At 40.8% G+C, this 15,579-nt stretch carries 14 protein-coding genes; 4 read left to right on the top strand and 10 right to left on the bottom strand.

Going from position 1 to position 15,579, the window contains the following annotated elements; translation table 11 throughout:
• Window positions 1-29: 29 nt before the first annotated feature.
• Together VUI23_RS04705 and VUI23_RS04700 are read right to left on the bottom strand one after the other, a co-directional pair.
• Window positions 30-854: a sulfite exporter TauE/SafE family protein gene (locus VUI23_RS04705; RefSeq protein ID WP_342808242.1), complete on the bottom strand. Its 825-nt coding sequence runs from the start codon at window positions 852-854 to the stop codon at window positions 30-32.
• A 131-nt stretch (window positions 855-985) separates the two neighbouring features.
• A complete protein-coding gene (locus VUI23_RS04700) occupies window positions 986-3,604 on the bottom strand; it encodes a TonB-dependent receptor (protein ID WP_342807079.1) in 2,619 nt (872 codons plus the stop codon).
• Between the two features lie 531 nt (window positions 3,605-4,135).
• Here VUI23_RS04700 and VUI23_RS04695 point away from each other — a divergent pair.
• Complete coding sequence (locus tag VUI23_RS04695; protein WP_342807077.1) at window positions 4,136-5,137, top strand: LysR family transcriptional regulator; 1,002 nt, start codon at window positions 4,136-4,138, stop codon at window positions 5,135-5,137.
• 40 nt (window positions 5,138-5,177) lie between these two features.
• On the opposite strand, the gene VUI23_RS04690 is transcribed toward VUI23_RS04695, so the two are convergent.
• The 4 genes from VUI23_RS04690 to VUI23_RS04675 all read right to left on the bottom strand — a co-directional run bounded on the left by VUI23_RS04690 (window position 5,178) and on the right by VUI23_RS04675 (window position 6,832).
• On the bottom strand, window positions 5,178-5,540 hold the full coding sequence (locus tag VUI23_RS04690) for a hypothetical protein (protein WP_342807075.1): 363 nt from the start codon (window positions 5,538-5,540) through the stop codon (window positions 5,178-5,180).
• 261 nt (window positions 5,541-5,801) lie between these two features.
• Complete coding sequence (locus tag VUI23_RS04685; RefSeq protein ID WP_216046820.1) at window positions 5,802-6,041, bottom strand: hypothetical protein; 240 nt, start codon at window positions 6,039-6,041, stop codon at window positions 5,802-5,804.
• Between the two features lie 31 nt (window positions 6,042-6,072).
• Entirely contained in the window at window positions 6,073-6,507 is a 435-nt protein-coding gene (locus VUI23_RS04680) for a hypothetical protein (protein ID WP_342807073.1), read from the bottom strand.
• Window positions 6,508-6,514: 7 nt separating this feature from the next.
• On the bottom strand, window positions 6,515-6,832 hold the full coding sequence (locus VUI23_RS04675) for a DUF883 domain-containing protein (RefSeq protein WP_342807071.1): 318 nt from the start codon (window positions 6,830-6,832) through the stop codon (window positions 6,515-6,517).
• 390 nt (window positions 6,833-7,222) lie between these two features.
• Here VUI23_RS04675 and VUI23_RS04670 point away from each other — a divergent pair, with 390 nt between their 5' ends.
• The gene (locus tag VUI23_RS04670) at window positions 7,223-8,029 is read left to right on the top strand and encodes an endonuclease/exonuclease/phosphatase family protein (RefSeq protein ID WP_342807069.1); all 807 of its coding nucleotides are present in this window, start codon (window positions 7,223-7,225) and stop codon (window positions 8,027-8,029) included.
• A gap of 91 nt (window positions 8,030-8,120) precedes the next feature.
• Here the strand turns inward: VUI23_RS04670 and VUI23_RS04665 are convergent, their stop codons facing one another.
• From VUI23_RS04665 to pncC, 4 genes are all read right to left on the bottom strand, one after another.
• A complete protein-coding gene (locus VUI23_RS04665; RefSeq protein WP_216046824.1) occupies window positions 8,121-8,279 on the bottom strand; it encodes a YqaE/Pmp3 family membrane protein in 159 nt (52 codons plus the stop codon).
• Window positions 8,280-8,364: 85 nt separating this feature from the next.
• On the bottom strand, window positions 8,365-8,811 hold the full coding sequence (locus tag VUI23_RS04660; protein WP_342807067.1) for a PA2169 family four-helix-bundle protein: 447 nt from the start codon (window positions 8,809-8,811) through the stop codon (window positions 8,365-8,367).
• 367 nt (window positions 8,812-9,178) lie between these two features.
• On the bottom strand, window positions 9,179-10,213 hold the full coding sequence (gene recA, locus VUI23_RS04655; protein ID WP_216046826.1) for a recombinase RecA: 1,035 nt from the start codon (window positions 10,211-10,213) through the stop codon (window positions 9,179-9,181).
• A gap of 211 nt (window positions 10,214-10,424) precedes the next feature.
• Window positions 10,425-10,910, bottom strand: a complete 486-nt coding sequence (gene pncC, locus VUI23_RS04650; RefSeq protein WP_342807065.1) for a nicotinamide-nucleotide amidase — start codon at window positions 10,908-10,910, stop codon at window positions 10,425-10,427.
• A gap of 165 nt (window positions 10,911-11,075) precedes the next feature.
• Here pncC and mutS point away from each other — a divergent pair, with 165 nt between their 5' ends.
• Entirely contained in the window at window positions 11,076-13,655 is a 2,580-nt protein-coding gene (mutS, locus tag VUI23_RS04645) for a DNA mismatch repair protein MutS (RefSeq protein WP_342807063.1), read from the top strand.
• A 187-nt stretch (window positions 13,656-13,842) separates the two neighbouring features.
• Complete coding sequence (locus VUI23_RS04640; protein WP_342807061.1) at window positions 13,843-15,474, top strand: CTP synthase; 1,632 nt, start codon at window positions 13,843-13,845, stop codon at window positions 15,472-15,474.
• The last annotated feature ends 105 nt before the right edge of the window (window positions 15,475-15,579 follow it).

The following is a 15,579-nucleotide window of genomic DNA, read 5'->3' as shown; positions in this document are numbered from 1 at the left end:
TATTGTTTTCCTTTTTTCTTAATACGCGTCTACGACAAAACTTTGATAAACATGGCTGTTGATACAATCACTAAATAAATACCAAACAGACGTTTAAGCTTTTTCTCACTAAAACTATGGGCCATTGAAGCGCCAAATGGTGCGGTTAGAATAGAACCGACACTGATGGCAATAAGCGCAGGTAAATTGATATAACCTACGGTTCCAATTGGCATACTTTCAGGGCTTGTGTTTTCCATAAATAAAAATCCGATGGCCCCAGGTAACCCAATTAAACATCCCACACCTGCAGCGGTCGCCACTGCTTGTTGAATAGTGCGTTTACACATCACCATAGTGATAACAGTAGGTGTTCCACCACCAATTCCTAAAAGCGCTGAAAATCCTCCCAACACGAATGCCAGAGTGGCTTTGCCCATACCTGAAGGCATGGAAAACGAAACACCTGGACGAACTACAAAATCAGGGAACAGAAAATAAATTGAATACAACAAAACACCCGCAGCGAAAACGATGGTTAATCCAACGCTGCTTGTGTGGTTAGCAATAGCTAAACCTCCTAGCACACCCAATACAATCCATATTGACCATGACTTAAGCACTTCAAAATCAACGGCGCCTCTTCGACGGTGTGCCATCACTGAACGAGCGCTAGAGACAACAATAGAAGCTAACGACGTACCGATAGCGACCTTGACTAACTCTTCAGAATTGGGAGTAAAAAACGGGAAAACCGCTAATAAAGCGGGGACCACTACAAATCCGCCACCATTTCCAAATAAACCGGCGGTAATTCCAGCGACGGCGCCGGCACAACACAATGTTAGAACGAACCAGAGTAATTCAATCTCCATCACCACATCGCTCCACTAAAAGTTTTCATCAAAATAGGTACTCAACTTAATAAAATAATAATCTCTTGAAACAAGCAGGGGGCTTACGCCCCATCTGCCACATTTCTGATATGCTCTAAACCTTCGACGATTTAGAAATTAGCGATAAATTTGGCGTAGTAATAACCACCTTGCCAATCAACAACTGAATCTGAACGGTATACTCGGCCACAACACGAATCTCCCATAGTCGCGACATCCGGGTAGTTATCGAATATGTTACGAACGCCTACCGAAACGGTATACATATCATTGATATGATAGGTACCTTCCAAATCAACCATTAATTCTGAACCGAAGGTTTGAATGTCAGTATCTACAGAGCTATCGTTAGCGTTTTCATACTCACCGTAATAACTAAAACGAGTCGTTAACATCCAATCTTCATAGCTATGATTAATTGAGAACACACCGCGCATTTCAGGTACACCGTTTTCAAAATCAAACTGGTCTTCTGCGTTTAAGAACTCACTAGGATCTGAATCAAACTCTTGAGAGTTATAATTGATCGAAGCGGTAAACATAGTTTCGCCATAATCTGATTTCAAAGCGTAAGTACCGACAATATCAAGGCCTTCAGTTACCGTATCAAAGGCATTCTGGAAGAAGAAAACCCCACCTATCGATTCAGCACCAACCACACCGGCTTCGGCCAGATTCAAGTAATTGGCATAATCATCACCAGTCGATGGATCGGTAGATACATCCATTGTGGAAACAGCATACACTCGGTCTTCCAATAAAATATGGTAATAATCTACAGTTAAGCTGAAATCACCAATTGCTGCGGTCAAACCCAATGTAAAGTTAGTCGATAATTCAGGACGAAGTTCTTCGGCACCAAGTGCTTGTGCGACAGAGCCTCCGGCAGGAAACAGACCTGTAGCGACAGGGAATCCATTAGGTAAGCGAGTGGACACATTGGTCGTACCTTGTTGTCCAGGAGTTGGCGCACGGAACCCAGTTCCATATGAACTTCGTACTGCAAATTCATCGGTAAATTGATAAATTGCAGCTACTTTATAGACAACCTCTGAATCAAAATCTGAATAGTCTTCATAACGCAACGCACCTTGAGCAAATAGTTTATCGGTGATATCACCTGAAATATCTACGTAGGCGGCATAAGAATCACGTGAATACTTACCCGAGAATTCAGGTGAATAACCAGGGAAACCATTGGAACCCACACCAACTACTCGGTAAACCGGATCCAGCCCTTCAATTCCATCATCTTCGAAGCCATCACCATCGACATCATTGGTCGTATAGTTAGCGCAATCCAAAGTTGAACCGTTGGTAATAACTGCTTCACCCGCTTCGGTAGGCATGTAAGCATCGGTACAAAAATCCCAAGGATCTGCAGAAGCGTAAGGGCCAGCAAAGTACGAATCTTCCTCTCCACCAGAAATTTCATAAGACTCATCCATATAACTCAAGCCAAATGCTAAAATGTATTCGGCCATGTCATAGGTAAAGTCAGCTTGAATTTGGGTTTCTTTGTTACTTAAATCACCCGGTTTGAATGACGTAGGCGATAAATTCCCCATCGATGGGTTGATGGTATTACTTAACGTATAGGAGATCTCGTTGTAACCGTATCGAGCACTTAAATCATAGCCAAAAGCACCGCTCATTCCCTTTATTCCGCCAAGTAATGAGTAGTCTGTTACATCACCAAAGAAACGCGGAGTGAAGCCACCGGGAAATATCTCAATAGGATTCCAAATAGAGCCGTCTTCCAAACGAAGATCTTCGATGGTGCCATTACCTGGATAACGATAAAAGAATGCACCGTCTCCCTCACTTTCGGAATAATTTCCGAATCCGTAGAGTTCAACGTCATCTGAAAGTGAATAACCTGTGTTAACAAATATACGAGTGCCACTTGAATTAGGCTGTCCCCAAGGTTGAACTTGAGATGAACCATGGACTGTTTGACCTTGCAATTCTGCAGCGGCAATATACTCGGCAGATTGATCGTCTACACAGAACCAAGATTCGCAATATTGTGTTCCTCTAAAAGTAGCTTCTGAATCGGAGTACTCAGCAGAGATACTTAGAAAACCGTCATCACCAAGAGCAAAACCTTTGTTACCAGCGATAACTAATTGATCGCCATCACCTTCAAAATATTGTCCTATTTCGGCTGAAAACATCCCACCTTCGGTGTTATTTTTTAGCTGAAAATTGATTACACCAGCGATGGCGTCAGAACCGTATTGCGCAGCAGCACCATCACGGAGTACCTCTACACTGGCAATGGCAGCAGTTGGAATAGTAGCCAAATCCGGCCCTTGCGTACCTGAACCACCAATAGAGACTAAAGAAGCACGGTGGCGTCGTTTAGAATTCACCAGTACTAAGGTTTTGTCGGTAGGCAAACCACGCAATTGAGCTGGGCGGATAAAGGTTCCACCATCAGAAATAGGTTGGCGAGAGACCGAATAGGATGGCACTAAGGTTTTTAGTACATCATTCATATCCGAAAATGCTACTGCATTTAAGTCATCTGCACTTAATACATCCACTGGTACTGGAGAGCTAGTCACAGTTCTTGGCGCTCCTCGAGCACCTACTATCGCAATTTTCTCAAGATTATCGTCTTCTGCTGCGGCTTCTTGCGCAAATGCTAAAGGTGCACTCAGCAGAGAAATAGCGCAACCAGATAAACCAGCTAATATGGCAGTATTGATTTTGGTTAATTTCATTGAGTGTTCCCTAATTATTATGTGTTCTCAGTAATACGTCCGTGACTTGTTGTCCGTGTTCTTATGTTTTTATTTTTGTTTTGATAAAAAATACCTAAACTTGTTATTACCTAAGGGTTTGCCCTTAAAGTGATCAACTAAGCACCAACTGCAGGCAAGAGAGTATTTTGTTTATCCTGTTAGCCGTATCAACTAACCCACAAGAGACTAAGAAAAGCAGTGGCGACGCGGAAGAAAAAAGATTATTGAGGGTTATAGGGAAAATATTGAGCCTCTACATTTACATATAAGTATCAATAAGATACGAATTCATTTGTGCGTAAAAAAATATTCCAAAAAGTTCAAAAAAACATATTATTTACAATTCCAAGCTTTAATAATTATAAGAATGGTATGAAAAATGCTTAATTTACAAGCAATTACAGTAGATAGTGCAAAAGATGAGTTTCGAAATGGAATGTAACTAAATTAGTGCAATGGAGAATAAGAAATTCAATCAATTGAGTAATAGTGTTAGGAGCAATGTGCTGAATGAATACTAAACAGTTGGAGTATTTTTTAATAACCGTGCAAAAAGGTAGTATTGCCGCAGCAGCCAGAGAATTAGACATTGCTCAACCAGCTATCAGTCAGCAATTAGCAAACTTGGAAAGAGAAATGAGCGCCGCTTTGCTTGAACGTAGCTTTCGAGGAGTAACCCTAACGCAAGCCGGGCAAATATTTGTTAATCATGCTCAAACCATCACAAAAACAATCAATGACGCCAAAATTGAACTACAACAGTTAATAAGTAATCGCTCAGGTACAGTTCGGGTGGGCATGCTACCCTCTATCGGTAACGTTTTGTCCATGCCGCTGATCGCTGAAATTAATCGTTTCCATCCGCATATAAAATTAGAAATCAGCACGGGGCCCTCATACGCTGTAAAAGAATGGCTGAAAACCAACCAACTCGATATTGCTTTAACCTATGAGCAAGAAATTGATCAGAATTTCATGACCACCTATCCTCTTATTGAAGAATATATGTATCTTGTTGTGGGCAGTAATGACAGTGCTGCCAATTATCAACAATTGCTTAACCGAGATACAGTGAATTTTTGGGAGTTGAGCCAATTTGAACTATTAACCCCTGGTTTAAAAGACGCACTGGGACAATTAATAAACACTTATGAACTCACCACAGGCGTTGCCTTAAAACATAATAAAGCCTATTCCGGGCAACTGATGACAGGTTTAAGGCAAGTAATTCAAGGTGAAGGTTTAATGATTTTACCTTCCTCAGCAATGTACCATTTAGAAGAAAGCAAGGTAGTCAAAACGTTAAAAATTGAACAACCGGAGATGACGCGTCTGGTACTAGCAACTACCAATAAGAGTATGCGTATCTCTGATGCCTCGATACAAATGTTGAATGTGATTAAAACCGTAACAGCAAGCGAACAATCCTTAGCTCATTGGCGAGGTCGATTAGCAATGGCATCTGCAACGCCCGCAAATAGTCTATCAACGCTAAGCGCCGCCGCTATCTAACCTGGTAACCTTTTTACCTATATTTGGCTGATGCAGCTTCTTATTGCGGTGTGAATGATTCAGAGCTAAGCAAAGCTGAACCAGTTGAAGAAGTTTGAATATTACCTTCTCTTAAATCTAATAATCGTAGGCCTCTTTGCGCATGATCCAAAGCCTGGGCTTGCCAATTTGATTGATGAAAGCGTTTTGAAGAGTAATAATAATATTCAGCACGCTGGAGACGCAGTCGACTACTGCGGTCTTGTTTCGTTTTATCCACCCTCTGTAACCTTTGCTCAAAATTTTTCAATAAATGAATCACAGGATCAGGTTTAGTTTCAGGTACAGGTTCGGTTTGCCCAATCACCACTGCCGAACTTAAAATTGCCACAATAATTACCGAAAATAACGTTAACTTTTTCATTGCGATATCCTATTCTCTGCACTTTTAACTTATAGACTGTTTTGCAGTTTTGATACCAAAATGAAAGGACAATTAATAGATTCCATAAAACAGATATTATCTATATAAACAATAACTTAAGTCAATTAAAACAGATTTAAACAGCACCTGATAAAATTACGTTCGCGTAGATAAGAAAAAATTGCTTATTGGCTTGTAATTTATACTTAGATTTTAAATGCGGGGTTGACGAGCTAAATTAATAGTAAAAAAAGCGAAAGGCTAAATAGCTCGTAACAATAGACTGATTATAGTTCTAGTGGAGTTTGAGTCTGAACTGGATTGCAATTCATAAATAGAACCAGCCACAAAAGATGCCAACAGACCTCGAGGTGAGCTAATCCACTGTTTAGATTGATCCTGTGCCTTATCTAAAGCGTGACGTTTGATGTCTTTCGACACTTTATACAGCTCAGCTTTGTTTTCAACGATGGCTTTTTGATTAGCTAATAAATCTAACATGTTAATCGCCTTATTTTTCTCGTCTTAGTGACTAGTTTTGCGCGGATGAATTTTCACTTCTAGGCTCAAATAAAGTCTTGATAGTGGTTGATAAACCAATCGAACGAATCGCATTTTTGAAAATTCGATGTATGACCCAGAACATTAATACATTGATGACAATTAACGACAAGGCAACTATCAGCCAATGCACGCCAAAGGCATGTGCTCCATATCCAAATGTCAGTAGCAGTGTCGTCCAAATGATTAAACTGATCCCCACCAGCAACAAAACACAAACTGCGCTAAGCAATAGTGCTTTACCTGATAGCGTTAACTCCTGAACAGCCAACGACTTGGCTTTGCTAATTTGCTCTTTTTGCGCATCCCATACTCTAGACCAATGGGCCTGCAGGTCCGAAAAATCTACAGCGTCATCTTTAGGCGCTGTAGACTCTTCATTATGGTGAGCGTTACCATCAACCATCGTCAGTTTACTTTCTTTTCAGAAATGCAGTGAGAGCCATACCTGCGGCAAATGCAATACCGGCGGTGGCAAGGGGATTTTCTTTAGTGAATTTGCCCACTGCAGATGAATTCCAGTAATCCTGCGCTTGTTGCTGTTTTTCCGATAGAGTTTCAGCTGAGGCGTTTGCTGAGTGTCTCACTTTTTCTTCAGTTTTAGCAGCTTGTTTTGCTAAGGAATCAACTGAATGATGAAGCGCATCAGTCATTTTATCTGCGATTGGAGTCTCCGACTTAGCAGTTGTTTCGTTAGCCATCTTTGCTGCCGATTGCGTTTGGTTCGTCATCTTGTTCTCCTTTTAAAGTTAGAATGCTATCGCCCCATAAATGGCGTATAGTACTTTTAAAAGTGCAACGACTATGCCATCGAGAATTAAAGAACTAAGTCATTAAAAAACAGATGGTTAGAATAAGCATCTAACATGCTCTATTGAAAAATAGGGTTAACCTTGTAAATAGTTCTGATATCCTTTGCAACAATTACATCCATCTTTGAGAGCACTATCTTGGAAATAGGTCTTATCTGTTCAAGCTGCTTTTTAGTAGCGATAACCTTACTACCCTTGTTGCCGAGTAATCATTGGTTATGTCGTAGCTGGGAATTTCCTAGGGTTCAGATCGTTTGCTTGATAATCTTCAACGTACTAATGGTTTTATCCTTAACCGAGGACTACCTAATGTACACTCTGCTGATAGTTAATTTAGCGAGCTTAATTTATCAGTCAATTTGGATTCTGCCTTACACATTTTTATATCCAAAAGAAGTGGAGCACGCTGATAGCTCATCAACTGAATCCAAGGTATCTATTAAAGTCATTACTGCAAACGTTTTAATGCCCAACAGATCGGCACAAAAACTAATTGATTTAATCCGTCAATACGAGCCAGATATTGTTGTTACGTTAGAGACCAACAAATGGTGGCAAGACGCAATGGAACCCATTCATGCCGACTTTCCCTTCAGAGTAAATAAACCATTAGATAACCTCTACGGAATGCACGTTTACAGCAAACACGAAATATCGGATTTAGAGGTACTGGAATTAATTGAAAAAGATATTCCCTCTGTTCATTGCCATATTAAATTTACCGAAAGCGTCAAAGTTAAATTCCATTTTTTACATCCAGCGCCGCCTTCACCTACTGAAAATGACACGGCAAAACCCAGAGATAAAGAGCTCATTTTAATAGCCAATAAAGTCGAGCCGTCCAAACAACCAATAATAGTCACCGGAGATCTAAATGACGTAGCTTGGTCACCTACCACAAGAGCTTTTCGGAAACTAAGTGGATTAAAAGATCCAAGGATTGGTCGCGGCTTCTTTAACACTTTTCATGCAGATTACCCGATAATCAGATGGCCATTAGATCACCTCTTTCATTCTCAACATTTTATGTTGGCTGACATTAAAAGGCTGCCATCGATTGATTCTGATCATTTCCCTCTCTATACAGAGTTAGTGATAAAAGATAAATGGGATTAACACATTGGGGGAATTCAGGGAGAGGAATAGGAGCAGTCCGCTAGCAAGATTAGGTTTTGCAACACGGACTTAACTCTATTGCAGATTCAATCTATCGTTTAGCGATAATCCAAACAGCGTGAATTATGCCTGGCAAATAGCCGAGGATTGTAAGCAATATATTTAAGAAAAATGCGCCACTAAAGCCCACTTGTAAAAACACCCCAACTGGGGGTAAAAGAATAGCCAATATTAGCCTAATGATATCCATAATTTACCTCTTGATTCATTTGTTGTTAGTTGATAATAATATTAGAAGCCGCTCAATGAGCGGCTAGCTATCATTAAGTTATCGGTTAAGCAGTGAGTTCCTGCAGGGCTTTCATCTCGTCATGACAAGCTTGCATAGTGCCTCGAATTTCTCTAAGGGCTAACGTACATGTATCAGGCTGCTTTTCTGCAAGTGCCTCGTCGATTACTTCGAGTGTCTTGTCCTCAACCTCTTCAAGTTGACTAATGTAGGTATGCTCTTTATCAAAAGATAAAAAACCTACCAATTTTGTGTACATGTTGCGTACATTGACGGCGATGGACTCACCAGTTTCTTTCTCACCTTGCTCTGCAATAGCAAAAGGCTGAAGTGCTTCGATTGCGGCTTTTTTCTCAAACATCATTCTCGCAAACACTTGCTTTACAGACTCATGGGTTGCTGTATCTATACTTTCTTCATAAAAATCTGCGCCTGCTTTTAGCACTTCAATCACGTCTGCTACTTTGTTCACTTGTTTTACTTCATTACTCATAAAAATCTCCTATTAATGACTTAAAGAAATAACCAAAGTTAATCATTGGTTGTTGAGTTACGCACTAAGGTAAATGCAGAAACCACACCATTTCTTAAAAACAGTTAGTAGAAGTTAAAACAGCACCATAAAAAATCAATTTTATTAATAAATATCAAATAGATATAAAAATAATAAAAAACAAAATGATTGAGACAAGAAGCCAGAAATATAAAAATTAAGTAGGCTTTATTTTGCTAATGTAAAAAATTTACTCGAAAATTGGAAAGATTACATTGTTGGGATATTGAAAGGGAGGAAAATTAAAAAACCCCGCTAAATAAATTAGCGGGGAACTCACGCTTAGGGGATGTGTATAAGGTTAGGGTTACAACACATCCTCAGAAGCTACAGGATCTTCTGGTTTGACTGTTTTAGACAGCAACAACTCTGCTCTCAGACGCTTCTCGATATCGTCAGCCATATCAGTATGTTCTTTCAAATACTTAACCACGTTGGCTTTTCCTTGACCGATACGTTCGCCATTGTAGCTATACCAAGCTCCAGCCTTCTCAACAAACTTTTGCTTAACACCCAAATCAATAAGTTCGGCTTCTTTACAAATACCTTGGCCATATAGAATTTGGAATTCAGCCTGTTTAAATGGAGGTGCGACTTTGTTTTTAACAACTTTCACACGGGTTTCATTACCAACCACTTCATCACCGTCTTTAATCGCGCCGATACGTCTAATATCTAATCTTACAGAGGCATAGAACTTAAGTGCATTACCACCAGTTGTGGTTTCAGGCGAACCAAACATAACGCCAATTTTCATACGAATTTGGTTAATGAAGATTACCAAAGTATTTGAACGTTTAATGTTACCCGTTAATTTACGTAGCGCTTGTGACATCAGACGTGCTTGTAAACCAACATGAGAATCACCCATATCACCTTCGATCTCAGCTTTAGGCGTTAACGCTGCCACTGAGTCAACGACTACAACATCTACTGCGCCAGAACGAACTAACATATCGCAGATTTCCAATGCTTGTTCACCGGTATCTGGCTGCGAAACCAAAAGATCATCGATGTTTACCCCTAACTTTCCTGCATAGACAGGATCCAAGGCATGCTCTGCATCAACAAACGCACAGGTTTTACCCATTTTTTGCGCTTCAGCAATAGCTTGCAAAGTTAGCGTTGTTTTACCTGATGATTCAGGACCATATATCTCAACGACTCGTCCACAAGGAAGACCGCCTATTCCCAACGCGATATCAATCGTCAAAGAACCTGTTGAAATAGCTTCAATATCTAAAGCTTGGTTGTCTCCGAGGCGCATAATTGCACCTTTACCAAATTGTTTTTCAATCTGCCCTAGAGCAGCTGATAATGCGCGAGATTTATTATCGTCCATCGGAATGTCCTTCGAAAATAGCGTGATAAATTAAACAAGGGTTCAACGAACTTACTTATTAGTAACTTGACGTTAAGTTTATGCCCAGAAGTATACTGTATGATTATACAGTTACAAGTACAGTTTTACTTTTTTTACGAATTTCTGCTTTTGAAAGTTAAAAATACTATCCAAAGTTATTCAGCGTAACTATCTAAATACATGTTTAGACTTAGCTAATTCGTTGGCTAGTCTGTTGCAATGCAAATTCAATGGCCTGAAGTCTTACTTGATGCCGATCCCCAGAAAAAATCTGCTTTTCAGTAGAAATATCACCGTTGATAAAAAAACCAAACCAAACTAAACCAACGGGTTTATCTTCAGTTCCCCCATCCGGTCCTGCAATTCCACTAATAGAAACCCCAATTTCTGCTTGCGATTTTAGTGCGCATCCAGAGGCCATCTGCTCAACCGTTTGTTGAGACACTGCGCCAAATGACATCAAGACTTCTTGTCTCACTCCTAATAAAGATTGTTTAGCTTCATTAGAATAGGTAACAAAAGACTGTTTAAACCACTCAGAGCTTCCCGCAACACTGGTGATTGCAAAGGCGACACCGCCCCCTGTACAAGACTCTGCGCTACTAATCGTCCAACCTTTGCTTTTTAGCTGTTGTCCAAGTTGTTGGGAAACCCGCTCTATAGATTCGGTTAACATAATGCAAATATGCTCCATTTCAATGTTTATCTGGCAGATTGTACTAACAACTGCTAGAAAAAAAACCCATACTTCTTATAATGCCCAATTGTTTTTAATTGCCTTAATTCGATTAAGTTATTTATTCCGAACATAACCTCAACCTGCAAAGAGATCGCAACCTCAATGAGTAATAGCGTTAAACAGTCTGATCTAGATAGTCACACCCCTATGATGCGTCAATATTTAACAATAAAGGCGGAGCATCCAGACATTCTTTTGTTTTATCGAATGGGGGATTTTTATGAGCTGTTTTTTGACGACGCTAAAAAAGCATCCGAGTTATTGGATATTTCTCTTACTGCCAGAGGCAAATCTGGTGGTAATGCTATTCCTATGGCTGGCGTGCCTTATCATGCAGTTGAAAATTACCTAGCCCGTTTAGTAAAAATGGGACAGTCAGTGGCCATTGTTGAACAAGTTGGAGATCCGGCGACCAGCAAAGGCCCAGTGGAAAGACAAGTACAGCGTATTGTGACCCCTGGAACCGTGACTGATGAAGCCTTGTTAGAAGATAAACAAGACAATTTACTAGCCGCCGTTTTTGCCCGTAAAGAGGTGTTTGGTGTGGCGATTCTAGATATAACAAGTGGCCGTTTTAGTATTTCTGAATTGTCTGGAGAAGAAGCGCTTTTAGCCGAATTACAGCGCTGTAACCCGGCAGAATTACTTTACCCTGAAGGGTTTAGTCACCTGCACTTAATTGACAACCGAGCTGGACTGCGTCGCCGTCCAGTTTGGGAATTTGATTTTCAAACCGCCAGCAATCAACTGAATCAGCAATTTGGTACCACTGAACTAAATGGCTTTGGAATTCAAGACGCAAAAATTGCCATATGCGCTGCAGGTTGTATTGTTCAATATGTTAAAGATACGCAACGTTCTGCCCTGCCCCACATACGCAAAATACAATTACAAAACCATAACGATACCGTGTTGATGGATGCTGCCACTCGTCGCAATTTAGAATTAACCTTGAATTTGTCTGGCGGCGTTGAGCATACTTTAGCAAGCATCTTAGATTTTACTGTCACGCCAATGGGCAGTCGCTTGTTGAAACGTTGGATTCAAACCCCGATTCGCGACTTGCAGGTAATAAATAGCCGTCAACAACAAATACAAGCCTTACACCAAAGCGAATACGAAGACTTACGCGACATGCTGAAGTCGGTTGGCGATATGGAACGCTGCTTAGCAAGGTTGGCGTTACGTTCAGCGCGACCAAGAGATTTCTCTCGGTTGAGCAACGCATTTGACATGCTGCCAGAAATTCAAAACAAGTTAGCCGATTTAGGTTCAAATTTTCAGACGTTGAGTACAAATATCAACAACTTTCCTGAATTTAGTGACTTATTGAATAAAGCCATTATTGCTAATCCTCCGGTATTAATCCGTGATGGAGGTGTAATCGCTCCTGGTTACAATGAAGAGTTAGATGATTTACGAAACTTAGCAAAAGGAGCAACAGACTACCTTGAGCAATTGGAAATCAGAGAAAAAGAACGCACCGGCATTCACTCGCTAAAAGTCAATTATAACAAGGTTCATGGATACTATATTGAAGTCAGTCGCAGTTACGCGGATCAAGTACCTGCAGATTATGTGCGCCGCCAAACCCTCAAGAATAATGAGCGTTATATCATTCCTGAGCTCAAGGAACACGAAGATAAAGTCCTTACCAGTCAAGGACGCGCATTAGCCTTAGAAAAACAATTGTATGAACAGTTGTTTGATTTATTGTTACCGCAACTCAATGAACTCATGGCATGCGCTATGGGATTAGCTGAACTCGACGTAATTTGTAATTTAGCTCAAAGAGCTGATGCCTTAGACTTACATTGTCCTGAAATGAGTGAAGAGACGGGAATATTTTACGAACAAGGTCGCCACCCTGTAGTAGAAAATGTTATGAAAACCCCTTTTATCGCCAACCCGTTAGCCATGACACCAACAAGACGGATGTTAATTATTACGGGGCCTAATATGGGTGGTAAATCAACCTATATGAGGCAAACAGCTTTAATAGTGCTTATGGCATATATAGGCTCATTTGTACCGGCACAGCAAGCAGTAATCGGCCCGATAGATAGAATTTTCACCCGTATTGGTGCTTCAGATGATCTCGCTTCCGGCCGTTCGACTTTCATGGTTGAGATGACCGAAACCGCTAATATTTTAAACAATGCAACGGCTAACAGTTTAGTGTTGATGGACGAAATTGGTCGCGGTACCAGTACTTATGATGGCCTGTCGTTAGCTTGGGCATGCGCCGAATATCTCGCCTCACAAATTAACGCCTACACACTTTTTGCCACCCATTACTTTGAGTTAACAAAGTTAGCTGCAGAACTTGAATCCTTGGCCAATGTGCATCTTGATGCTGTTGAGCACAATGACGAAATTCGTTTTATGCATGCTGTACAAGAAGGACCTGCCAACCGCAGTTACGGTTTGCAAGTAGCGCAATTAGCAGGTGTGCCCAAAAGTGTTATTCGCTCAGCCAAAGCGAAACTCGCAATTTTGGAGAAACAACCAAATATAGAAGTTGATGAACTAACAGTAAGTAATCACTCACAGCAATTAGACTTATTGGATTCTGTAGATGAGTTACGGATTAAATTAAGGCAAATTGACCCCGATGAATTGACGCCTAAAGAAGCATTGGCACTACTTTATTCATTGAAAGAAATCAGTAACCAATCCTAAGTATTTGATAGTTATTCGCGGCATATAGATTTAGATTATTTCATATCAAAATTTGTCGCGCTTAATTGAAAAAGTTCGTTGTATGGACAGGCAGCTTTCCGTATACTGTTGAGCCGTCCATACGCCGAAAATTTATCGGTCCCTTGGTCAAGTATTCTTATTCAACTCCAAACGTCTTAGGTTACACATGACACATTATATTTTCGTCACAGGTGGTGTCGTTTCATCACTTGGAAAAGGTATTGCCGCAGCTTCGTTAGCTGCAATCCTCGAAGCTAGAGGATTGAAAGTTACGATGCTCAAATTGGACCCATATATTAACGTGGATCCGGGCACCATGAGCCCCATCCAACACGGCGAAGTATTTGTTACCGATGACGGTGCAGAAACAGATTTAGATTTAGGTCATTACGAGCGCTTTATTCGCACCCGCATGACCAAGCGTAATAACTTCACCACTGGTCGCGTATACGAAGAAGTGTTAAAACGTGAAAGACGTGGTGATTATCTTGGTGCAACTATTCAGGTTATTCCACATATTACTAATGAAATAAAGCGCCGCGTAATCGAAGGTGCCGAAGGGGTAGATGTCGCGATTGTTGAAATTGGTGGCACTGTTGGAGATATTGAATCACAACCGTTTCTCGAAGCAATTCGTCAGTTGGGAGCAGAGCTTGGTCGCGAGCGTGCAATGTACATGCACCTAACACTAGTTCCTTATATGGCTGCTTCTGGAGAGGTGAAAACGAAACCCACTCAGCATTCAGTTAAAGAATTACGTTCTATCGGTATCCAACCGGATATTCTGGTTTGCCGTTCAGAAAGCGCCCTTCCCTCAAACGAACGCCAAAAGATCGCATTGTTCACGAACGTCCCCGATAAAGCAGTTATTGGCCTTAAAGATGTTGATAGTATTTATCGAATTCCAGCGGGATTAAAAGCCCAAGGAATGGATGAGTTAGTGGTTAAACGTTTTGGTTTGGACTGCCCTGAAGCTGATTTAACTGAATGGGAACAGGTTTTATACGCAGAATCAAATCCAACTGGCGAAGTAAACATTGGGATGATTGGTAAATACGTAGAATTACCCGATGCTTATAAATCAGTTAACGAAGCGTTAAAACATGCCGGCCTTAAAAACCGCTTATCAGTTAATATCCGTTATATCGATTCCCAAGACATTGAAAGCAAGGGCGAAGCTGTGTTACATGATCTTGACGCTATTCTGGTCCCTGGCGGGTTTGGTGAACGAGGAATTGAAGGTAAAATTGCCGCGGCGAAATATGCTCGCGAAAACAAAATACCTTATTTAGGCATATGTTTAGGTATGCAGGTGGCGTTAATCGAATATGCTAGAAATGTGACTGGCATGGCCGATGCTAACAGCACCGAATTTAATCCAGAAACGCCTTTCCCAGTGGTGGGTTTGATCACTGAGTGGCAGGAAACTGACGGTAGCACAGAGGTCAGAGATGAAAGTTCTGATCTTGGTGGTACAATGCGTCTGGGTAGTCAATTGTGTCATTTGATTCCAGATACAAAGGTTCAACAGACCTATGGTAATACAGAAATTTATGAGCGCCATAGACACCGTTATGAAGTGAACAACAACCTACGTAGCGAAATCGAAGCGTCAGGATTGGTTGTATCTGGTTTATCAACTGATAAACGTTTGGTGGAGGTAATTGAATTGCCTGACCACCCATGGTTTATAGCTGGCCAATTTCACCCTGAATTTAACTCTACACCCCGTGACGGCCACCCATTATTTACTGGGTTTGTGCACGCCGCTGGTGAATACCATAAAAATAATAATTAAAGAAAAATCAAGCGCCTATTCGCATAATCATAAAATATAGTTCCATTAGGGGTTATATTGTGCGTGTGCTTAGAACGTAAATTAAACATTTTTATAAGGCAACAA

The organism is Alteromonas sp. M12 (assembly GCF_037478005.1).
Taxonomy (GTDB): domain Bacteria; phylum Pseudomonadota; class Gammaproteobacteria; order Enterobacterales; family Alteromonadaceae; genus Aliiglaciecola; species Aliiglaciecola lipolytica_A.
This window is presented reverse-complemented; position numbering and strand designations above follow the sequence as displayed.